This is a genomic window from Oceanicola granulosus HTCC2516, from assembly GCF_000153305.1.
In the GTDB taxonomy this organism is placed as follows: Bacteria; Pseudomonadota; Alphaproteobacteria; order Rhodobacterales; family Rhodobacteraceae; genus Oceanicola; species Oceanicola granulosus.
Genome location: NZ_CH724107.1, coordinates 385071 through 406384, shown reverse-complemented (window position 1 = coordinate 406384; position 21314 = coordinate 385071). Strand labels below are relative to the sequence as shown.

General features: G+C 72.1%; 19 protein-coding genes and 1 pseudogene. 7 read left to right on the top strand and 13 right to left on the bottom strand.

All coding sequences use genetic code 11. From position 1 onward, the window contains the following. Positions 1 to 3: 3 nt before the first annotated feature. From dxr to frr, 4 genes are all read right to left on the bottom strand, one after another. Entirely contained in the window at positions 4 to 1170 is a 1167-nt protein-coding gene (gene dxr, locus OG2516_RS02000; RefSeq protein WP_007253926.1) for a 1-deoxy-D-xylulose-5-phosphate reductoisomerase, read from the bottom strand. After that, complete coding sequence (locus OG2516_RS01995; RefSeq protein ID WP_007253925.1) at positions 1167 to 1967, bottom strand: phosphatidate cytidylyltransferase; 801 nt, start codon at positions 1965 to 1967, stop codon at positions 1167 to 1169. Before OG2516_RS01995 ends, dxr begins: the two co-directional genes overlap by 4 nt. Before the next feature lie 4 nt (positions 1968 to 1971). Further along, a complete protein-coding gene (uppS, locus tag OG2516_RS01990) occupies positions 1972 to 2700 on the bottom strand; it encodes a polyprenyl diphosphate synthase (protein WP_007253924.1) in 729 nt (242 codons plus the stop codon). Positions 2701 to 2787: 87 nt separating this feature from the next. Continuing rightward, on the bottom strand, positions 2788 to 3348 hold the full coding sequence (gene frr, locus OG2516_RS01985) for a ribosome recycling factor (RefSeq protein ID WP_007253923.1): 561 nt from the start codon (positions 3346 to 3348) through the stop codon (positions 2788 to 2790). 364 nt (positions 3349 to 3712) lie between these two features. Between frr and OG2516_RS01980 the strand changes: the two genes are divergently transcribed. Then, complete coding sequence (locus OG2516_RS01980; RefSeq protein ID WP_050769100.1) at positions 3713 to 3898, top strand: hypothetical protein; 186 nt, start codon at positions 3713 to 3715, stop codon at positions 3896 to 3898. Between the two features lie 7 nt (positions 3899 to 3905). Here the strand turns inward: OG2516_RS01980 and glpK are convergent, their stop codons facing one another. After that, entirely contained in the window at positions 3906 to 5393 is a 1488-nt protein-coding gene (gene glpK / locus OG2516_RS01975) for a glycerol kinase GlpK (protein WP_007253921.1), read from the bottom strand. Between the two features lie 191 nt (positions 5394 to 5584). On the opposite strand from glpK, the gene OG2516_RS01970 reads away from it, so the two are divergent. From OG2516_RS01970 to OG2516_RS01960, 3 genes are read left to right on the top strand one after another with little or no spacing between them, the layout of a single operon-like run. After that, complete coding sequence (locus OG2516_RS01970) at positions 5585 to 6295, top strand: ABC transporter permease (protein ID WP_007253920.1); 711 nt, start codon at positions 5585 to 5587, stop codon at positions 6293 to 6295. After that, positions 6285 to 7031 carry an ATP-binding cassette domain-containing protein gene (locus OG2516_RS01965; RefSeq protein WP_007253919.1) on the top strand — a complete coding sequence of 249 codons (747 nt, stop codon included), beginning with the start codon at positions 6285 to 6287 and terminating at the stop codon, positions 7029 to 7031. Before OG2516_RS01970 ends, OG2516_RS01965 begins: the two co-directional genes overlap by 11 nt. Beyond that, positions 7028 to 7840 (top strand): ABC transporter substrate-binding protein, encoded by an 813-nt coding sequence (locus OG2516_RS01960; RefSeq protein WP_007253918.1) that lies wholly within the window; start codon positions 7028 to 7030, stop codon positions 7838 to 7840. Before OG2516_RS01965 ends, OG2516_RS01960 begins: the two co-directional genes overlap by 4 nt. Here OG2516_RS01960 and OG2516_RS01955 read toward each other — a convergent pair. After that, positions 7837 to 8712, bottom strand: a complete 876-nt coding sequence (locus tag OG2516_RS01955) for an NAD(P)-dependent oxidoreductase (protein ID WP_040614886.1) — start codon at positions 8710 to 8712, stop codon at positions 7837 to 7839. The two genes, OG2516_RS01960 and OG2516_RS01955, sit on opposite strands and share 4 nt — an antisense overlap. 84 nt (positions 8713 to 8796) lie before the next feature. On the opposite strand from OG2516_RS01955, the gene OG2516_RS01950 reads away from it, so the two are divergent. Next, positions 8797 to 11283: a penicillin acylase family protein gene (locus OG2516_RS01950; RefSeq protein WP_007253916.1), complete on the top strand. Its 2487-nt coding sequence runs from the start codon at positions 8797 to 8799 to the stop codon at positions 11281 to 11283. Here OG2516_RS01950 and OG2516_RS01945 read toward each other — a convergent pair. Next, positions 11280 to 11687 (bottom strand): DUF2177 family protein, encoded by a 408-nt coding sequence (locus OG2516_RS01945; protein WP_007253915.1) that lies wholly within the window; start codon positions 11685 to 11687, stop codon positions 11280 to 11282. The genes OG2516_RS01950 and OG2516_RS01945 overlap by 4 nt on opposite strands. Positions 11688 to 11782: 95 nt before the next feature. Between OG2516_RS01945 and OG2516_RS01940 the strand changes: the two genes are divergently transcribed. Beyond that, entirely contained in the window at positions 11783 to 13345 is a 1563-nt protein-coding gene (locus OG2516_RS01940) for a hypothetical protein (RefSeq protein ID WP_007253914.1), read from the top strand. A 6-nt stretch (positions 13346 to 13351) separates the two neighbouring features. On the opposite strand, the gene hflX is transcribed toward OG2516_RS01940, so the two are convergent. The 6 genes from hflX to ctaA all read right to left on the bottom strand — a co-directional run bounded on the left by hflX (position 13352) and on the right by ctaA (position 20600). Further along, positions 13352 to 14644 (bottom strand): GTPase HflX, encoded by a 1293-nt coding sequence (gene hflX, locus OG2516_RS01935; RefSeq protein WP_007253913.1) that lies wholly within the window; start codon positions 14642 to 14644, stop codon positions 13352 to 13354. Next, the gene (gene hfq / locus OG2516_RS01930) at positions 14641 to 14874 is read right to left on the bottom strand and encodes an RNA chaperone Hfq (protein ID WP_007253912.1); all 234 of its coding nucleotides are present in this window, start codon (positions 14872 to 14874) and stop codon (positions 14641 to 14643) included. The genes hflX and hfq overlap by 4 nt, the downstream gene beginning before the upstream one ends. A gap of 130 nt (positions 14875 to 15004) precedes the next feature. Then, on the bottom strand, positions 15005 to 16525 hold the full coding sequence (locus tag OG2516_RS01925) for a potassium transporter TrkG (protein WP_007253911.1): 1521 nt from the start codon (positions 16523 to 16525) through the stop codon (positions 15005 to 15007). Continuing rightward, entirely contained in the window at positions 16525 to 17901 is a 1377-nt protein-coding gene (gene trkA, locus OG2516_RS01920; RefSeq protein ID WP_007253910.1) for a Trk system potassium transporter TrkA, read from the bottom strand. The genes OG2516_RS01925 and trkA overlap by 1 nt, the downstream gene beginning before the upstream one ends. Before the next feature lie 72 nt (positions 17902 to 17973). Further along, complete coding sequence (locus OG2516_RS01915) at positions 17974 to 19449, bottom strand: carboxypeptidase M32 (RefSeq protein WP_007253909.1); 1476 nt, start codon at positions 19447 to 19449, stop codon at positions 17974 to 17976. Further along, positions 19446 to 20600 (bottom strand): heme A synthase, encoded by a 1155-nt coding sequence (gene ctaA / locus OG2516_RS01910; RefSeq protein ID WP_007253908.1) that lies wholly within the window; start codon positions 20598 to 20600, stop codon positions 19446 to 19448. The genes OG2516_RS01915 and ctaA overlap by 4 nt, the downstream gene beginning before the upstream one ends. A 153-nt stretch (positions 20601 to 20753) precedes the next feature. Between ctaA and OG2516_RS01905 the strand changes: the two are divergent. Continuing rightward, a pseudogene (locus OG2516_RS01905) lies at positions 20754 to 21314 on the top strand (ATP-binding cassette domain-containing protein); the annotation flags it as partial.

Genomic DNA, 21314 nt, shown 5'->3' with positions numbered 1-21314 from the left:
CGGTCAGTCTCTCTTTGCGATGAGCTCGCCCGCGCGTATCCGCGCGAGCCGGTCGGTGTCCAGCACCATCTCGAGGTCGTAGCCGCCCCTGCCCGCCGCGGCGTCGGCCGACGTCGCGTCGAGCACCGCCTCGACGATCTCGGCCATGTCGGTGAAGCCGATGCGCCCCGCGATGAAGCCGTCGAGCGCCGCTTCCTTGGCGGCGTTGAACACCGCCCCCGCCAGCCCGCCCGCCGCCATGACCTCGCGCGCGAGCCGCAGCGCCGGGTAGCGGGCGTCGTCGGGGGCGCGGAAGGTGAGCTGGCCGATGGCGGCGAGATCGAGCCGCGCCACCGGCAGCGGCGCGCGCGCGGGGTGGTTGAGGGCGAATCCGATGGCGTGGCGCATGTCGGGCGGGCCGAGATGGGCCATCAGCGCCCCGTCGGTGAAGCCGACGAGCGCGTGCACGAGGCTCTCGGGGTGGATCACCGCCTCGATCCGCTCGGGCGCCACGCCGAAGAACTCGCGGGTCTCGATCAGCTCGAGGGCCTTGTTGAACATCGACGCGCTGTCGATGGTGATGCGCTGTCCCATGTCCCAGTTCGGGTGCGACGACGCCTCCGCCAGCGTCGCGCGCGGCAGGTCGGCCAGCGGCCAATCGCGGAACGCGCCGCCGCTGGCGGTGACCACGATGCGCTCGACGGCGGCGATGTCCTCGCCGATCAGCGCCTGGAAGATAGCCGAGTGCTCGCTGTCGACGGGCAGCAGCGTCGCGCCGTGGGCGCGGGCCTCGTCCATCACCAGCCGCCCGGCGCAGACCAGCGTCTCCTTGTTGGCGAGCGCCAGCGTGCCGCCGCGGCGGATCACCTCCATGCCCGGCACCAGCCCGGCGGCGCCGACGATGGCCGACATCGTCCAGTCCGCCGGCCGCGCGGCGGCCTCGGCGATGGCCTCGTCGCCCGCCGCCGCCGCGACGCCGCTCCCCTCGAGCCGCGTGCGCAGCTCGTCGAGCAGGTCGGGGCGGGAGGTGACGGCGATCTCGGCCTTCAGGCGGCGCGCGTCGTCGGCGAGCCGCGCCACGTTGTGCCCGCCGGTCAGCGCGACGACCTCGCAATCGTCGCGCGCCTCGATCAGGCTCACCGTGTTCTGCCCGATCGACCCCGTCGCCCCGAGGATCGAGATGCGCCTCAAAAGGCCACCCGCGGCAGGTCGAAGAGAACGGCGGCGACGAGCATGAACAGCGACGCGCCGAGCAGCGCGTCGAAGCGGTCGAACAGCCCGCCGTGGCCGGGGATCAGCGTCGAGCTGTCCTTGACCTTCATGCGCCGCTTGAGCGCGCTCTCGGCGATGTCGCCCATCTGCCCGGCGAAGCTCAGCAGCATCGACACCGGCACGAGCCACCAGCCCGCCGGCGTCAGCAGGATGAACACGATCCCCACGACTCCCGCCGCCAGCCAGCCCGCGACGGTCCCGCTCCAGGTCTTCTTCGGCGACACCTTGGGCCAGAATTTCGGCCCGCCGAAGGTCTTGCCGGCGAAGTAGCCGGCGATGTCGGTGACGACGACGACGACGATCAGCCAGAACAGCCAGGTCACGCCGTAGTCGCCGCGAAACACCACGAGGCCCCAGCCCGCGATCTGGATCGCCAGCGCGAAGGCGGCGAAGGTCACCCGCTCGCGGCGCGCGACGAAGCCGCCGATCAGCGGCGCGATGAGCAGGAAGACGAGGAAGTAGCTGCGGTCCACCGTCAGGAAGCCCGACAGCACGGACGCGACGAGCGCGGCGAGGAGCATCCCGATGGTCGGGCGGTCGCGGTGGATCATCGTCCACAGCTCCCACACCATCACCGAGGTGGCGAACACCGCCAGCATCTGGAACCAGACGCCCCCGGCCAGCACCGCGAGGCCGCCGATCCCCACCATGATCGCGCCCGAGCCGAGCCGCGCGCGCAGGTCGCTCCAGCGATCCGGGTCTGATCCGCCCGCCACGCCGTCAGGCCTTGACGGCCCCGAAGCGCCGGTCGCGTTGGGCATAGTGGCCGACGATGCGGGCGAATTCGGCATCGGTGAAGTCGGGCCAGAGCGTGTCGATGAACTCGTACTCGGCGTAGGCCGACTGCCAGAGCAGGAAGTTCGAGATCCGCGCCTCGCCGCTGGTGCGGATCACCAGGTCCGGGTCGGGCAGGAAGCGGGTGTCGAGGAAGCGCGCGAGCGTTTCGGCATCGACGTCCTTGTGGTTCAGCCGGCCCTGCTCGATCTCCACCGCGAGCCGCTGGGCGGCGCGGGTCACCTCGTCGCGGCCGCCGTAGTTGAGCGCGATGGTCAGGTGGACCCGGTCGTTGCCCGAGGTCAGCAGCTCGAGGTCGTCCATCATGGCGACGAGCTTGTCGTCGAGCCGGATCCGGTCGCCGATGAAGCGCACCCGGACGCCGCGGTTGAACAGGTCGCGCGCCTCGCGTTCGATGTAGCGGCGGAACAGGCCCATGAGCCCGGCCACCTCGGACTGCGTCCGCTTCCAGTTCTCGGTCGAGAAGGCGAAGATGGTCAGGTACTTGACCCCCAGATCGGGGCAGGCCTCGACGATCTCGCGGACCCGCTTCGCCCCGGCGTGGTGGCCGAACAGGCGCGGCTTGCCGCGCTGCTGCGCCCAGCGGCCGTTGCCGTCCATGATGACCGCCACGTGGCGCGGCCCGCTCGGGGTATTCATTGTGTCCTTGGCCATCTGCCGGCTCTCCAATGCGCCCCTGTGGCGGGGCGTCGTCTCGTTGCAGCAGGTCGCGGCGGCGCGCGCAGGCGGCCCGCCGTCCGCTCAGACCTGCATGATCTCCGCCTGCTTGTGCTCGAGCGCGTCGTCGACGGACTTGATGTACTTGTCCGTCATCTCCTGCACCTCGGCCTCCCAGAGCTTGCGATCGTCCTCGGCCATGCCGTCGGCGGCCTTCTTGATCTGGTCCATCCCGTCGCGGCGCACGTTGCGGATCGAGACCCGGGCATGCTCGGCGTACTGGCCGGCGACCTTGGTCAGCTCGCGGCGGCGCTCCTCGTTGAGCTCGGGGATCGGCAGCATGATGATGGTGCCGTTCATCTGCGGGTTGATCCCGAGGCCGCTCTCGCGGATCGCTTTCTCGACCTTGTTGACGAGGCCCTTGTCCCAGACGTTGATCGTCACCATCCGGGGCTCGGGCACGTTGACGGTGCCGACCTGGTTGATCGGGGTCATCTGCCCGTAGGCCTCGACCTGCACCGGCTCGAGCATGCTCGCCGAGGCGCGGCCCGTCCGCAGCGAGGCGAACTCGGTGCGCAGGTTGTTCATGGTGCCGTCCATGCGGCGCTGGAGGTCGTCGGTGTCGAGGATGAAGTCTTCTGCCATTTGTCTTTCTTGCATCGCGGCCTGCTGGTGCCCGCTATAGCGCCACCACCGCCGGATGGCTAGGCCGCGTGTTCCGCAGCGTCGCGGCCCCGTGGCCCCTGTCCCGCAGGGCTTGACCGGGCCGGCAGAGGCGGGTCGGCGCGTTTCCGCGTAGCCGGCGGGGAGCGCGCCGGGCTCGAGGCCGGCCCGCCGCACCCGGCGCTCCGCCCGTAGGCCGGGCTTCAGCCCGGCATCCCCGCCCAGGCTGCCGTTGCGTCAATGTCACAGCGAACAATACCACGTCTTCGCCGCATTGTTGCGCCACCGGCGACAAAGACCGCTGCAAGTCTCTCCTCATCGTCATCGCAATCTCATGGAGGCTGTCATGCCCGAGACCACCGATCTCACCGCCGTCTGCCGCTTCGTCCTCGCCGAGCGCGCCCGCTGCCTGTCCGAGCGCGAGTGGAAGCACCGCCTCGCCGGATACGGCTACGGCATCCGCGACGCCCGCGAGGGCCGGGTCCTGACCAGCCTCGCGCGCGGCCGCGACCTCTGCCCGCTCGAGGCCTGAGCCCGGCTCAGCCCGTCGTCAGGGTGCGGCGCACCGCGTCCTGCCAGCCCGCGTAGCGCCGCGCGCGCTCGTCCGGGTCCATCTGCGGCGTGAACTGGCGCTCCGCCGACCAGCGTTTGGCGAATTCCGCCTGCGCCGGGTAGAGCCCCGCCCGCTGGCCCGCCAGCCATGCCGCGCCGAGCGCCGTCGTCTCGAGCCCCGCCGGGCGGTCGACCGGTGCGCCGATGATGTCGGCGAGGAACTGCATCGCCCAGTCCGACGCGCTCATGCCGCCGTCGACGCGCAGCACGCCCTCGCCCTGCCCCGCCCAGTCGTCGTGCATCGCCTCGAGCAGGTCTCGGGTCTGGAAGCCGACGCTCTCGAGCGCCGCCCGCGCGAACTCGGCCGGGCCGGAATTGCGCGTCAGCCCATAGATCGCGCCCCGCGCGTCCGGGTCCCAGTGCGGCGCGCCGAGGCCGGTGAAGGCCGGCACGAGGTAGAGCTCGTGGCCCGGATCCGCTCCCGCCGCCAGCGCCGCCGTCTCGCCCGCCGACGAGATCACCCCGAGCCCGTCGCGCAGCCACTGCACCACCGCGCCGGCGATGAAGATCGCGCCCTCGAGCGCGTAGGTCACCTCGCCGTCGAGCCGGTAGGCGATGGTGCCGAGCAGCCGGTTGCGGCTCTCCACCAGCTCGCGCCCGGTGTTGAGCAGCGCGAAGCAGCCGGTGCCGTAGGTCGATTTCAGCATCCCCGGCTCGAAACACGCCTGCCCCAGCGTCGCCGCCTGCTGGTCGCCCGCGACGCCGAGGATCGGCAGCGCCGCGCCGAACAGCCCCGGCTCCGTGGTGCCGAAATCGGCGGCGCAGTCGAGCACCTCGGGCAGCATCGCCCGCGGGACGCCGAGCCGCTCGCAGATGGTGTCGTCCCACTCGCCCTCGCGGATGTTGTAGAGCAGCGTGCGGGCGGCATTGGTGGCGTCGGTGACGTGGCGGGCGCCGCCGGTGAGGCGCCAGATCAGGTAGCTGTCGACGGTGCCGAACAGCAGCTCGCCCGCCTCGGCGCGGGCGCGCGCGCCCTCGTGGCGGTCGAGCAGCCACTTGAGCTTGGTCCCCGAGAAGTACGGATCGGCGAGCAGCCCGGTGCGCCGCGTCAGCTCCGCCTCGAACCCCTCCGCGCGCAGCTCGGCGCAGAAATCGGCCGTGCGCCGGTCCTGCCAGACGATGGCGCGGTCGAGCGGCTCGCCGGTGTCGCGATCCCAGACCACCACCGTCTCGCGCTGGTTGGTGATGCCGATGCCCGCGATGTCGCCCGGCTCCAGCCCGGCCTGCGCGATCGCCTCGCGGCAGGTGGCGACGACCGTCTCCCACAGGTCCTGCGGCGCGTGCTCGACCCAGCCCGAACGGGGGAAGTGCTGGGCGAACTCCCGCTGCGACGTGGACACCGGTCGCATCTCGCCGTCGTAGAGGATGGCGCGGCTCGAGGTGGTGCCCTGGTCGATGGCGAGAATGTGGGTCATGCGCTCTCCTCCTGACTGCCGCGACACCATGGCGGCGGCGGGCGGGGGTGTCTACCGCCGCCGATCGCGGACTTTCCGCGCCGATCGTGCGCGGGATGCGACGCCTGCGGGCGCGGTTGCGACGGGCGGGCCGCGCGCCGCGGCGCGGGCCGATTGACAGGCTCCCGGGCGACGTGGCTAGCCTTTCGGCCATGCAGGATTTCACCGCCGCCTTCGCCCATGCCGTCACCCTCGTCGCCTCCGGCGACCGGGAGCTGCTGCAGATCGTGCTGCTGAGCCTGCGGGTGTCGCTCTCGGCGGTGGCGCTGGCGTGCCTGATCGGGATGCCGCTGGGCGCGGCGCTGGCGGTGCTGCGCTTTCCGGGGCGGCGGGCGCTGGCGCTGGTGCTGAACGCCTCAATGGGGCTGCCGCCGGTGGTGGTGGGGCTGCTGCTCTACATGGCCTTCTCGCGCGCCGGCCCGCTCAGCGCGCTGGGGCTGCTCTACACGCCGACGGCGATGATCGTGGCGCAGACGGTGCTGGTCACGCCCATCGTCGCGGCGCTGTCGCGCTCGGCCATCGCGGGGCTGATGGACGAGTTCGACGAGACCCTGCGCGCCCTGCGCGCCAGCCGCGGCCAGCGCATCGCGACGCTGCTGTGGGAGGCGCGGCCGGCGCTGCTGACGGCGGCGCTGGCGGGGATGGGGCGGGCCTTCGCCGAGGTCGGCGCGGTGATGATCGTCGGCGGCAACATCGACCACGTGACGCGGGTGATGACGACGGCCATCGCGCTCGAGACGTCGCGCGGAGAGCTGGCGCTGGCGCTGGCGCTCGGGCTGGTGCTCGTGTGCCTGTCGCTGGCGCTCAACGCCGCCGCGCTGGGGCTGCGGCCGAGGGCCTACGGGGTCGCCTATGCCCGCTGACCGCCGCGTCCTGCCGTTCCGCCACACCCCCGCCGCCCCGGCGCGGCCGGTGGCGATGGTGCGCGCCCTGACCCTGCGGCGGGGCGGGCGGGCGCTGCTCGACGGGCTGGAGCTGACGCTGTTCACCGGCGGCATCACCGCGCTGCTCGGGCCGAACGGCGCGGGCAAGAGCCTGCTGCTGCGCGCGCTGGCGGGGCTGATCCCGCCCGACGGCGGCGCGATCGACCTCGCGCCCCACACCGGCGCGCCGGCGCTGGTGTTCCAGAAGCCCGTGCTGCTCCACCGCACGGTGCGCGCCAACCTCGCCCACGCCCTGCGCCTCGCCCGCGTGCCGCGCGCCGCGCGCGCCGGGCGGCTCGCCGAGCTGCTGGTGCAGGCCCGCCTCAGCGCGCAGGCGCAGGCGCAGGCCCGCGCGCTCTCGGGCGGCGAGCAGCAGCGCCTGGCCATCGCCCGCGCCCTCGCCGCGCGGCCCCGGCTGTTGCTGCTCGACGAGCCGACCGCCCACCTCGATCCCGCCTCCACCGCCGCCGTCGAGGCGCTGGTGCGCGCCGCCGCGCACGCAGGCGTCAAGGTGCTGATCGTCACCCACGACCGCGCCCAGGCCGCGCGCCTCGCCGACGACGTCGCCTTCCTCGCCGCCGGCCGCATCACCGAGCACCGCCCCGCCGACGACTTCTTCCAGCGCCCCGAAAGCGACGAGGCGCGCGCCTACCTCGAAGGACGCCTTTTGTTATGATCCGCCCCCTCCTCGCCCTCGCCCTCCTCGCCGCGCCCGCCGCCGTCCCGGCCGAGGCGGAGCGGCTGCTGATCCAGTCCACCACCTCGACCCAGAACAGCGGCCTCTACGACGAGATCCTGCCAGCCTTCGAGGCCGCCACCGGGCTCGACGCGCAGGTCGTGGCGGTCGGAACGGGGCAGGCGCTGAAGAACGCGCAGAACTGCGACGGCGACGTGCTGCTGACCCACGCGCGAACGGCCGAGGAGGCGTTCGTCGCCGCCGGCTACGGCACCGAGCGGCGCGACGTGATGTACAACGACTTCGTCCTCGTCGGCCCCGCCGCCGATCCCGCCGGCATCGCCGGGGCCGACAGCGCCGCCGCCGCGCTCGCCGCCATCGCCAGGGCCCGCGCGCCCTTCGCCAGCCGCGGCGACGACAGCGGCACCCACAAGGCCGAGCGCGCGCTCTGGCGGGCGGCATCGCTCGAGCCCGCCGACGGGTCGGGCCGCTGGTACCTCGAGACCGGCTCGGGCATGGGCGCGACGCTCAACCTCGCCGCCGCGCGCGGCGCCTACGCGCTCACCGACCGCGCCACGTGGCTGAGCTTCGCCAACCGCGACGGCATGGCCGTGCTGTTCGAGGGCGACCCGGCGCTGTTCAACCAGTACGGCCTGATCCCCGTCAGCCCCGACCACTGCCCCGGCACCAACCTCGCCGGCGCCGAGGCGCTGCGCGACTGGCTGCTCTCCGAGGAGGGCCGCGCCGCCATCGCGTCGGTCACCCGCGACGGCACCCAGCTGTTCTTCCCCAACGAGGCGCCGAACTAGCCGTCGAGCTTGCGCAGGCGGGCGATCAGCGACGACGTGTCCCAGCGGCCGCCGCCCATCGCCTGCACGTCCTTGTAGAACTGGTCGACCAGCGCGGTAACCGGCAGGCTCGCGCCCACGTCGTCGGCGGCGGCGAGGCAGATCCCGAGGTCCTTGCGCATCCAGTCGACGGCGAAGCCGTGCTCGAAGACGTCGTCGATCATCGTCTCGTAGCGGTTCTGCATCTGCCACGAGCCCGCCGCGCCGCCGCCGATCACCTCGACCACCGCACGCCCGTCGAGCCCGGCCCTGGCGGCGAAGTTCAGCCCCTCCGACAGGCCCTGCACGAGGCCGGCGATGCAGATCTGGTTGGCCATCTTGCAGAACTGGCCGGCGCCGCTGTCGCCGAGGCGGCGGCAGAGCTTGGCGTAGGCGTCGATCACCGGCTCGGCGCGCCCGTAGGCGGACTCGTCGCCGCCGCACATCACCACGAGCTGGCCGTTCTCCGCCCCCGCCTGCCCGCCCGAGACCGGAGCGTCGACGAAGGCGACGCCGCGCTCGGCGGCGGCGGCGGCCATCTCCAGCGTCACGTCGGCCGAGACGGTGGTGTGGTCGACGAACACCGCGCCCGCCTCCATCGCCCCGAGCGCGCCATCCGCGCCGAGGCAGACCGCGCGCAGGTCGTCGTCGTTGCCGACGCAGGCCATCACGAAATCCTGACCCTTCGCCGCCTCGGCGGGGGTCGGGGCGAGGGTGCCGCCGTGCTTCTCCACCCATGCCTGCGCCTTGGCCTCGGTGCGGTTATAGACCGTCACCTCGTGCCCGGCCGCGGCAAGATGCCCCGCCATGGGGAAGCCCATGACACCCAGTCCCAGAAACGCCACTCGTGCCATCGGCTTGTCCCTTCCCGCCGGTTCTGTAGAAACGTCGCGGACCCTAACCGACCGGACCGCGCGGTCAACATTGCCGGGAACTGCATGGCCCTCCTCTTCCACTGGCTCCTGCGTATCGCCACCGCCCTCGTCGTGCTGGGGATCGCCGCCTTCGCCCTGGCCTACTACTTCGCCGCCCGCTCGCTGCCCGACTACGACCGCACCTACGAGGTGGCCGGCATCTCCGCGCCCGTCGAGATCGTGCGCGACAACGCCAACGTCCCCCACATCTTCGGCGCGCGCGACGACGACGTGTTCTTCGCCCTCGGCTACGCCCACGCGCAGGACAGGATGTGGCAGATGACGATGCTGCGGCGCACCGCGCAGGGGCGGCTGTCGGAGCTGTTCGGCGCGCGCACGGTGGGGATCGACAAGCTCATGCGCCGGCTCGACCTCTACACCCTCGCCACCCGCTCCGTCGACGCGCAGGACCGCCAGACCACGGCCGCGCTCGAGGCCTACGCCGCCGGGGTCAATTCCTGGTTCGGCGAGGTCAATGCCGGCGCGCGCGGGCGGGGGGCGCCCGAGATGTGGCTCTTCAACCACGCCATCGCCCCGTGGCAGCCGGCGGACTCGATCGCCATCGTCAAGCTGATGGCGCTCGAGATGCAGAGCCACCTCGACATCGAGGTGCTGCGCGCCCGTGCCTCGCTGATCCTGGAGGACGAGCGCGTCGACGACCTGCTCCCGAGCGCGCCCGGCCCCGGCGTCGCCGCCCTGCCCCGCTACGGCGCGATGATGCCGGGCAATCTGCCGACCTACGCCGAGGGCACCCGGCTGCCCGACGACCCGCTCTCGCCGATCAACCCGGCGCCGCTGGCGGGCGCGTCGAACGCCTGGGCAGCGGGCATCGCGCGCTCGGCGACCGGCTCCACCCTGCTCGCCAACGACCCCCATCTCGGCCTGTCGGCGCCCTCGCTGTTCTACCTCGCGCGGCTCGAGCTGTCCTCGGGCGGCGTGATCGGCGGCACCATCCCCGGCGTGCCGGTGGTGCTGACGGGGCGCAGCGCCGACCTCGGCTGGGGCGTCACCTCCGCCTACGCCGACGACATCGACGTCTTCGTCGAGGAGGTGAATCCGGACGACGCGCGCGAATACCGCACCCCCGACGGCTGGAAGCGCTTCGAGACCCGCGACAGCATCGTCGTCGTGAAGGGCGGCGCGGCGCAGACCTTGCGCCTGCAATGGACCGACAACGGCCCCGTGCTGCCCCCCGACCTGTTCGAGCTCGGCACTATCCGCCCGCCGGGCCACGTCACCTCGGTCAGCTGGACGGTGCTGAGCGACGACGACACGTCGCTGTCGGCGGCGATGGCGCTGATGCGCGCCCACGACGTCGAGGAGGCCCTCGAGGCGGGCGCGCGCCACGTCGCCCCGGCGATGGTGCTCACCGTCGCCGACCGCAACCGCATCGCCCTCAAGCTGATCGGCGCCCTGCCCGCGCGCGACCCCGACCACCGCACCCGCGGCCGGATGCCCTCGCTCGGCTACATCGAGGAGAACCGCTGGCAGGGCACGTTCCCGGCGAGCGACAATCCGGTCTGGGTCGATCCGGAGGGCGGCATCCTCGGGCACACCAACAACAAGATCGTCTCTTCCCCCTTCCCGCGCCACGTCTCCTACCATTGGGGCGACAGCCAGCGCGTCGCGCGGTGGGTGCGGCTGATGCAGAGCCGCGAGGTCCATACCCGTGAGAGCTTCATCGAGGCGCAGCTCGACACGGTGAGCTTCACCGCCCGCGCGCTGCTGCCGCTGATCGGGGCCGACCTGTGGTTCACCGGCGACGCCGCGCCCGAGGGCACGCCGGAGCGGCAGCGCCAGATCGCGCTGACGCTGCTGGCGGAGTGGAACGGCGAGATGAACGAGCACCTGCCCGAGCCGCTGCTCTACGCGGCGTGGGTGCGCTTCCTGCAGGAGCGGCTGATCCGCGACGAGCTCGGCCCGCTGGCGCGCGAGTTCACCCACCTGCAGCCGCTGTTCATCGAGCGCGTCTTCCGCGACCTCAACGGCGCCTCGCGCTGGTGCGACGTGATTCAGTCCGCCCCGACCGAGACCTGCACCGACATCGCCCGGCAGGCGCTCGACGACGCGCTCGTCTGGATCGGCGAGACCTACGGCAGCGACCTCCAGACCCTGCGCTGGGGCGACGCCCACGAGGCGCGCCACGACCATTCCGTGCTCGGCGAGGTGGCGGTGCTGCGCTGGTTCGTCAACATCCGCCAATCGACCTCGGGGGGCGACAACACCCTGATGCGCGGCATGACCCTCGGCACCGGGCCGAACCCGATGCTCAACGTCCACGCCGCCGTCTACCGCGGCGTCTACGATTTCGCGGACCCGGACTCGTCGGTCTTCATCACCTCGACCGGCCAGTCCGGCCACCCGCTGTCGCGCTACTACGACCACCTCGGCGAGCGCTGGCGGCGCGGCGAGTACATCCCGATGTCGCTCGACCCGTCCCTCGCCCGCGGCGGCGCCGTCGGCGTCACCGTGCTGCGGCCCGCCGTGGCCGACGCGGTCGCGGCGGACTAGGCGGCGGTCAGCGCGCGGGTGATCGCCAGGCCGATCACGGCCGAGCCGGCGGTGAGCAGCGTGCCCCACGCGAAGTCGGCGGCGACCATCGAGGCGTGCCAGCGCGCCATCACCGCGTAGCTGGTGAACTCGTAGGTGCCGTAGGCGAAGGCCCCGAGCAGCGCGGCGTTCAGCGCCACCGGCAGCAGCGCCGTCCCCTCGCGCAGCGCCGGGGCGGAGACGAAGTACAGCACCACACCGACGTAGAACATGTAGAAGACGGTGGCGGGGACGTAGCGGATCCCGTCGCGCAACTCGTCGCCGAGGTGGCGTTCGAAGAGCGGCTTCATCACCGACGACAGCATCACCGCGTCGGCGACCAGGAAGATGGCGGCGGTCGCCACGTAGAGAACGATCAGGCTCATGTCAGGCCCTCCTTCGCCTCTGTCTACGGCGCTCCGCTCCGGGCGGTTCACTTTGTTGCCCTCATGGCGCCCGAATGCCCTGCGACAGAACCGGCATGACAGTTCTCGCCCCCTCCGCCCCGGCGCGCGGCCTCGCGCGCGATCACCTGCTCGTCGCCGGCTGCGCCGCCGCCTTCGTCGGCCTCTGCGCCCTGTTCTGGCCCTTCGTTGCCGACGACGCGCTGATCGTCGGACGCTACGCGCGCAACGCCGCGGCGGGGCACGGGCTGGTCTACAACATCGGCGAGTACGTCTCCGCCCTGACCTCGCCGCTCCACGCGCTGCTCGAGACGGCGCTCGCGTGGCTGGGGCTCGATCCGGTCCAGGCCTACCGCCTCCTCGCGCCGGCGCTGGTGCTGGCGGGCTGGCTCGCGGCGGTCCGGCAGACCGGGCTCGGCGGTGCGGCGCTGCTGCTGTTCAGCGCGCTGTCGCTGTTCTCGCCGTTCCTCGCGCTCTGGACCGTCGGCGGCCTCGAGACGCCGCTGCTCGCCTGCCTCGCCACGCTCTTCGTCGCGCGCCTGTCGAGGATGGTGCGCGCCGACGCCGCGACAGGCGCGGACCTGCTGTGGCTCGGCGGGCTGGCGGGGCTGATGTTCGTCACGCGCTACGACAGCGCGCTGGTCTCGGTGCCGCTGCTGCTCGCGGTGCTGACCGTCGCCTACCGCCGCCCGGCGCTCTGGGCGGGCGCGGCGCTCTGCCTCGCGCTCGTGGGCGGCTGGCTGCTGTTCGCGGCGCTCTACTACGGCGACGTCTTCCCGACCTCCTACTACCTCAAGCTCGCCGACGGCGGCCGCGCCCCGCTCGACAGCCTCTCGGCGCTGCTCAACTTCCTGCTGCTCTCGGGCCTGTTCCTGCTGCCGCTCCTGCTGCGCCCCGCGCCGCTCGCGTCGCGCGCGCCGCTCGCCCGCGCGATCCTGCGCGGCGGGGCGATCAGCGCGGTGCTGTTCCTGCTCTACGCCAGCCGCGCCTCGGGGCAGCACATGATGTTCGGCTACCGCCTCTTCCTGCCCTACCTGATGGGCGCGAGCCTCGTGCTGGTGCTGGCTCTGCCGCGCGCGCGGCCGGGACTGGCGGGGCTGTTCGTGGGCTGGCAGGCGGTGATGGCCGCGGTCGTCACCTTCGCCGGCGTGAACCCCGCGCCGCTGACCCGCCTGCCGGGCCTGCAGCGCGCCTACGCGGAGTACGAGTTCGTCACCCCGGCGGCACACAAGATCCACATGGACACGCTGCGCGCCGACGCCGAAGCCATCGCCGCGCACTGGGAGGCCACGGGGCGGCAGGAGCAGCCGCGCATCTACCTCCGTGCGGGCGGCACCGGCTACTGGCTCCCCGACTTCTACGTCTACGAATCGCTCGTGTCCTACCGCCATGCGTGCGGCGACCCGATGCTGACGATGGTCGGCGCGTCGCACTACATGCAGCAGCTCGGCTTCAGCAAGACGGGCACCATGGTCGAGGATCGCGGCCGCGCGCGGCCGGACATCGCCGACGACGCGCCGCTCCTGTTCGAGACCGAGGTCGACTGGATGGGGCCGCACGCGGTCGGCTACCTCTACGGCCCCGAGCCCGCCGCGCTCGACCTCGGAGACCGCATCCACAGCCCCTGCATCGCGGGCTGACGCGCCTCAGAGCCGGCCGTAGCGGGCCTTCTGGCGCTCGGTCCAGTCGACGGTGAGGCGGGTGCCGTCGTCGTCGCGGGTCTCGTCGGAGACGATGCCCTGCTCGAACAGCCAGGCGCGGCGGCGGCCGTCCTCGTGGCCGAGGTGCAGCACGTCGCGGCTGCGCGGCTCGCTGACGCGGGCGGAGACGGCGGCGAGCAGCGGGTCGAGGCCGATGCCCTCCAGCGCGGAGACGGCGAACACGTCGTCGCGGCGCGCGGCCTGGGTGGCGCGGCCTTCGCGCTCCTCGGGGGGCAGCAGGTCGATCTTGTTCCAGACCTCGAGCAGCGGCGCGTCCTCGCCGACGCCGATGCCCGACAGGATGGTGCGCACGTCCTCGGCCTGCTCCTCGGTCTCGGCGTGGGCGACGTCGCGCACGTGCAGGATCAGGTCGGCGTCGAGCACCTCCTCGAGGGTGGCGCGGAAGGCGGCGACGAGCTCGGTGGGCAGATCGGAGATGAAGCCCACCGTGTCGGACAGGATCACCTCCTGGCCCGACGGCAGCTCGACCTTGCGCATGGTCGGATCGAGCGTGGCGAAGAGCATGTCCTTGGCCATGACCTCGGCGCCGGTGAGGCGGTTGAACAGCGTCGACTTGCCGGCGTTGGTGTAGCCGACGAGGGCGACGATCGGGAACGGCACCTTGGCGCGGGAGGCGCGGTGCAGGGTGCGGGTCTTGACCACCTTCTCGAGCTGCTTCCTGAGCCGCGCGAGCTGCTCGTCGATGGCCCGTCGGTCGGCCTCGATCTGGGTCTCGCCGGGGCCGCCGACGAAGCCGAGCCCGCCGCGCTGCCGCTCGAGGTGGGTCCAGGCCCGCACCAGCCGGGTGCGCTGGTAGGACAGCGCCGCCATCTCGACCTGCAGCACGCCCTCGCGGGTGCGGGCGCGGTCGGAGAAGATCTCGAGGATCAGCCCGGTCCGGTCGAGCAGCTTGACGCCCCACTCCTTCTCGAGGTTGCGCTGCTGCACCGGGCTGACAGGGCCGTCGACGAGCACCAGCTCGGCCTCCTCGGCCTTGAGCCGCTGCTTCAGCTCGGCGATCTTGCCGGTGCCGAACAGGTGGCCCGGATGGACCTGCTGCAGCCGCACGACCTCCGCGCCGATCACCTCGAGCCCGGGCAACGCGGCGGCGAGCGCCACGGCTTCCTCGAGCGCGGGGGTCGGATCGCGGCGCTGGCCGCGGGTCTTGATGTCGGGGTGGAGGACGAAGGCGCGGGTCGGTTTCTCGCGCCGGTCCCCGGTCTCGGGATCGAAGGTCAATCTTCGCTTTCGTACAGGTTGATCGGCTGCGACGGCATGATCGTCGAGATCGCGCTCTTGTAGACGAGCTGCGACTGGCCGTCCCGGCGCAGCAGCACGCAGAAGCTGTCGAACCAGGTGATCACGCCCTGCAGCTTCACGCCGTTGATGAGAAAGATCGTCACCGGAACCTTCGTCTTGCGGACGTGATTCAGAAACGCGTCCTGAAGGTTCTGCTTGTCGGCAGCCATGGCTTCAGCCCTTTGTTCTTGTTGTCTTCTTGACTGGGCGCTTTATGGCAACACCCATCCCTCGTCGCGGGAGTATGTCGCGTGAGGGGGCGAGATTCCAGCCCCTTTCGGGCGCGGCGCGCCGGCTTCGTCATCCGCGCCACAGGTCGGGATTGAGCAGCGCGATGATCGCCAGCAGCTCGAGCCGGCCGAGCACCATCCCCGCCGCCAGCACCGCCCGCGCCGCCTCGGGCACCTCCGACCACGGAATCGGCACCTCGGCACCGATGCGCGCCAGCGGCCCGCAATTCGTGACCGCCGCCACGGCGAGCACCATCGCGCCCTCGAAATCGACGCCGGTGAGTGTCACCGCCAGCATCAGCGCGGCGATGGACATCGCGAAGAGCATGAAGAACACCCAGGCGATCATCGCCCCCTCGCGCCGGATGCGCCGCGCCTCGGGCCCCTGCCCGCCGACGGAGTTCGGATGCACCAGCCGCTCGATTTCGCGGCGGCCGTGGTGGTAGAGCGCGTGCACCCGCAGCAGCTTCACGCCGCCCGCCGTGGTGCCGATGCCGCCGCCGAAGATCGCCAGCCCGATCAGCACCAGCCCCGGCGTCTCCAGCCCCGACCACAGCGTCGCGCTGGACCAGTAGCGCGACTCGAGCCCCAGCGTGGTCAGGAACGAGGCGGCGGTGAACAGCCCGCCCCAGAGCGCCGCGAAGGCGTTGGCCGGGTCGGCCCCGTCGTCGCTGCCGATCCAGTGGCGCACGAACAGCGTCGAGGCGCTCAGGCCGAGGATCAGCATCCCCAGCCGGAACTCGTGGTCGTCGCGTAGCTTCTGGCCGCTCTCGCCGGGCAGGCCCCAGCTGTAGGTGCGCCGCGACAGGGCGAGGACGAGGAAGCCGAGGATCAGCACCTCGCCGAGCACGCTGCCCCCCGCGCCGCCGAGCCCGCCCGACGCCGAGATGCCCGAGGTCGCCATCACCGACAGCGCGTGCACGAAACCGTGGAACGGCGACTGCCCCGACAGGATCAGCCCGAGCCACAGCGCCAGGGTCAGGCTGGTGTAGATCGGTGCCAGCCGGGTGAAGTAGCGGTCGAGCCGCTCGTAGGGGCCGGCGGTGCGGGTCACCTGCGCGAAGCGGGTCGCCATGTCGCGCCGCCCGACGCTGGCGCGCACCTCGAAGCCGCCGAGGCTCAGCGGCGCGAACACCGCCATCGCCGCGATCCAGACCAGCAGGCCGCCGAGCCACCCCACGACCGCGCGCCAGACATGCAGCGTGTCGGGCAGGCGCGCCGGGTCGTAGAGCGTCGCGCCGGTGGTGGTGAAGGAGGAGACCATTTCGAACCAGGCGTCGAACAGCGTCCCCTGCGGCTGGGCGATCCAGAACGGCAGCGCAAAGGCCAGCGGCAGCACCACGAAGGCGGCGAGCAGGGTGGCGAGCTGGCTGAAGGCGCTCTCGTCGGGCCGCCGCCCGCGCAGGGCGAGCGCGACGATGCCCGAGCCGATCAGGAACAGCAGCGCGCCGCCGAGGAAGGTCTGCGCCTCGCGGATGGCCTCGACGGCGTAGCCGTGCGCGGCCGGGATCAGCATCGCCGCGCTGCCGAACCACATCAGGACCACGAAGAGCGGCTGGCGTGGCCTCGCGGTGGTCCTCGCGACGCGCATCAGAAGAAGTCGATCGAGACCTGGAGCAGCCGCTCGACCTCGGGCACGTCGTCGGCCATCGCGAAGATCGCCACGAGATCGCCCTCCTCGACCCGGGTCTCGCCCGTCGGCTTGACGTACTTGCCGTTCTTCAGCAGGCCGCCGACCAGCACGCCCTCCGGGAAGGCGATGTCGCGGACGCGCTGGCCGGCCATGGGCGAGGTGGACAGCACCTGCGCCTCGATCATCTCGGCCTCGGCGTCGCCGATCGAGTAGACGCCGCGCACCCGGCCGTGGCGGATGTGGCGCAGGATCGAGCTGACGGTGGTGGCGCGCGGGTTGATGTGGGCGTCGATGTCGAGCGGGCCCATCAAGGGCACCAGCGTCGGGTCGTTGGTGAGACAGATCGCCATCGGACAGCCCAGCTCCTTGGCGCGCACCGCGGCGAGCAGGTTGGTCTTGTCGTCGTCCGTCACCACCAGCACCGCGTCGGCGCGGCCGATGTTGGCCTCCTGCAGGATCGCGGTGTCGAGCCCGTCGCCGTTGAGCACCATCGTGCGCTCGAGCGCGTCGGCGGCGTGCTCGGCGGTGGCCCGGTCGCGCTCGATCACCCGCACGCGCACCCGCTCGGCGCGCGTCTCGAGCGCCTTGGCCACGGCGAGCCCGACGTTGCCGCCGCCGATGATGACGACGCGTTCCTTCTTGGTCTGGGTCTTGCCGAAGATCTCGAGCGTGCGCCCCACGTCCTCGCGCGCCGCGAAGATGTAGGCGGCGTCGCCGGGGAAGATCTGGTCGCCCGGCGCGGGCACGAACAGCTGGCCGTCGCGGCGCAGCCCGACGACGATGGCGCGCAGGGTGGAGAACAGGTCGGTAAGCTGGCGCAGCGGCGTGTTCACCACCGGGCAATCCTCGCGGATGGTGATCCCGAGCAAGGTGCCCGCGCCGTCGAGGAACTCCTCGGTGTCGAACGCGGCGGGCGCGGCGAGGCGCTGCAGCGCCGCCTCGGCGACCTCCTTCTCGGGCGAAATCACCACGTCGATCGGCATGTGGTCGCGCCGGTAGAGGTCGGCGTAGATCGCGTCGAGGTAGCTCTGCGAGCGCAGCCGCGCGATCTTGCGGCGCACCGCGAAGATCGAGTGCGCGACCTGGCAGATCACCATGTTGACCTCGTCGCTGTGGGTCGCGGCGATGATCATGTCGGCGTCGGGCGCGCCGGCGCGCTCGAGGATGTCGGGATAGGAGGCGAAGCCCGCGATGCCCTGGACGTCGAGCGTGTCGGTGGCGCGGCGCACGAGGTCGGGGTTGTTGTCGACGACGGTGACGTCGTTGCGCTCGCCCGACAGGTGACGGGCGATCTGCCAGCCGACCTGCCCGGCCCCGCAGATGATGATCTTCATGCGCGTCCTCGCGTCATAGGCTCACGGCTGCCAGAAGTGACAGAGCGCGGGGGCATTGGCAATTCGCGCGCCCTACAGTCCGTAGAGCGCGCCGAACTTCGCCTCGAGATAGTCGAGCAGCGGCCCCTCGCCGGGCTCGAAGCCGCAGGCCTCCCGCACCGTGTCGCGCGGCGGACGCAGCCCGCCGTGGCGCTGCAGCCGCTCGCGCAGCCACTCCGTCGCCGGGGCGGTCTCGCCGGCGGCGAGGGTAGCGTCGAGGTCGGGCACCGCCGCGCGCAGCGCCTTGTGCAGGCAGCCGGCATAGACGTTGCCGAGGGTGTAGGTCGGGAAGTAGCCGAACAGCCCGACCGACCAGTGCACGTCCTGCAGCACGCCGTTGGAGGGGCGGTCGACCCGGGTGCCGAAATCGGCCTCGAAGCGCGTATTCCAGGCCTCCTCGAGATCGGCCACCTCGAGCGAGCGGCCGATCAGAGCGCGCTCCAGGTCGTAGCGCATCAGGATGTGGAGGTTGTATTGCACCTCGTCGGACTCGGTGCGGATGTAGCCCGGGTGGACCCGGTTGGCGGCGGCGTAGAAGGCGTCGGCGTCGGCGACGCCGAGGTTGCCGAACGCGTCGGCCATTTCGCCGAACAGCCAGGCCGTGAAGGCGCGGCTGCGGCCGAGCTGGTTCTCGTAGATGCGGCTCTGGCTCTCGTGCACGCCCATCGAGACGCCCTGCCCCACCGGCGTCAGCAGGTACGCCTGGTCGATGCCCTGCTCGTAGGCGCCGTGGCCGACCTCGTGGATCGTCGAGTAGACGCAGTTGAACGGATCGTCCGGCGCGGTGCGGGTGGTGATGCGCACGTCGTTGCCCGACCCGGACGAGAACGGGTGCACCGCCTTGTCGACCCGGCCGCGCTTCATGTCGTAGCCGAAGACCTGCGCAATGCGCCGCGACAGCTTCATCTGCGCGGCCTCGTCGAAGTCGCCCGTCAACTCGGGCGCGCGCGGCTTGCCGAGCACCGCCTCGCGCAGCGCCACGAGGCGCGGGCGCAGCGCGCCGAACATCCGGTCGAGCTCGGCGGCCTTCATCCCCGGCTCGTAATCGTCGAGCAGCGCGTCGTAGACGTCGCCCTCCGCCGCGAGCGCCGCGCCCTCCTCGCGCTTGAGCGCGACGACCCGCTCGAGGGTGGAGGCGAAGGCGGTGAAATCGTCGGCGGCGCGCGCCTCGGCCCAGACGCCCTGGCTGCGCGAGGTCACCCGCGCGAGCTCGGCGGCGAGGCGGCCCGGCACCTTCACTGCGCGCTCGTACTCGCGCCGGATCAGCCGCACCTGCGCCCGGTCGGCCGCCCCGAGCGCGCCCTCGTCGAGCGCGGCGAGCCACTCGCCGACGCGCGGATCGGTGCGGCGGGCGTGCAGCACCGTCTCCATCGCCGCCATCTCCTCGGCCCGCTGCTCGGCCGACCCGCGCGGCATCACCGTCTCCTGGTCCCAGCCCAGCCGCCCCGCGACCTGGCCCAGGGCGGTGGTCTCGCGCTGGTGGCTCATCAGCTCGTCGAACGGGGTCATCGGCGGGCACCTCTCACGGATTGCGGCAACGGGTAACGGGCGAGGAAGCGGCCGCGCAGGATCAGCACCCAGAGCAGCACCGCGCCCAGCTGGTGCAGGATCGCCAGTGTCACCGGCGCGGCGTAGAGCACCGTCAGGACGCCGAGCGCCATCTGCACCAGCAGCATCGCCAGCACCGCGTTGAAGGCGAAGCGCGTGGCGTGGTTGCCCGAGCGGCGCGCGCGCAGCCACACGACGATGCCGAAGGCGAAGACGAGGTAGCCGACCATCCGGTGCATGAACTGCACGAGGCCCGGGTTCTCGAAGAAGTTGCGCCAGAGCGGCTCGAGGCCGAATACGTCCGCCGGCACCAGCCCGCCGTCCATCAGCGGCCACGACGGGTAGTTGCGGCCCGCGTCGATGCCCGCGACGAGCGCGCCAAGCAGGATCTGCAGGAACGCAGCGTGCATCAGCCCGGTCGACATCGAGAACAGCTTCGGCTCGCCGGCGCGGCGGGCCTGCAGCAGGTCGGCCGAGGGCCGTCCGAGGCGGAAGCAGAACCACGCGATGAGCCCGAAGATCGCGAAGGCGAGGCCGAGATGGACGGCGAGGCGGTAGGAGGCGACATCGAACATTCCCTCCTCGAGCCCGGAGGCGACCATCCACCAGCCGACCGCCCCCTGCAGCCCGCCGAGCGCGCCGAGCACGAGCAGCCGCCCGGTCCAGCCGCGCGGCATCTTGCCGGCGACGAGCAGGCCCGCGAAGCCGAGCGCCCAGACCAGCCCGATCACCCGCCCGAGCTGGCGGTGGCCCCATTCCCACCAGTAGATCGACTTGAACTCGGCGAGGCTCATGCCGGCGTTCTGCTCGCGGTACTCGGTGGTCTGCTGGTAGGCGGCGAACTCGCGCTCCCAGTCGGCGGCGTTCATCGGCGGCAGCGCGCCGGAGATCGGCGCCCACTCGGTGATCGACAGGCCGCTGTCGGTGAGGCGGGTCATGCCCCCGACGACGATCATCACCATGACCAGCGCGAAGAGCACCATCAGCCACACGCGCACGAGGCCGCGCGCCCCCTGCCCGCCCCGGTCGATGCCGCCGGTGACGGGCGCGCGGCCGCGGACCGGCTCGCCGGGCTTGACCTCCTCGAAGATCGCTCTGGGTTTGTCGGCCATCGGGCTCCCTCGCTCGTTCGCGGCGCAAGCTATGCCCGGCCGCCGAGATCGGCAAGGCGGCCGAATGGTCGCGGGGGGCGGGCCCCCGTGCCGGGCGTGCACGGGGCGTGCACCGGGCGTGCACCGGAGAGCGCGTGGGGCGATGTCCGGGGGTGCGGCCGCGGCGAGACCGTGGCGCTGGTGGGCGAATCGGGCTCGGGCAAGTCCGTCACCGCGCTCTCGACGGTGCGGCTGGTGGGCGACAGCGCCCGCGTCTCCGGCTCGATCCTCTACGAGGGGCAGGAGATGGTCGGCGCCCCCGAGGCGCGGCTGCGCAAGGTGCGCGGCAACGACATCAGCTTCATCTTTCAGGAGCCGATGACCTCGCTCAACCCGCTCCACACCCTCGACAAGCAGCTCGCCGAGTCGATCGAGCTGCACCAGGGCCTGCGCGGGCCGGCGGTCGAGAAACGGATCATCGAGCTGCTCACCCAGGTCGGCATCCGCGACCCGGAGACCCGGCTCAAGGCCTACCCGCACCAGCTCTCGGGCGGGCAGCGCCAGCGGGTGATGATCGCCATCGCGCTCGCCAACAACCCCGACCTGCTGATCGCCGACGAGCCGACCACCGCGCTCGACGTGACGATCCATGCGCAGATCCTCGAGCTGCTCTCGGAGCTGAAGCGCAAGCAGGGGCTGATCCTGCTCTTCATCACCCACGACCTCGCCATCGTG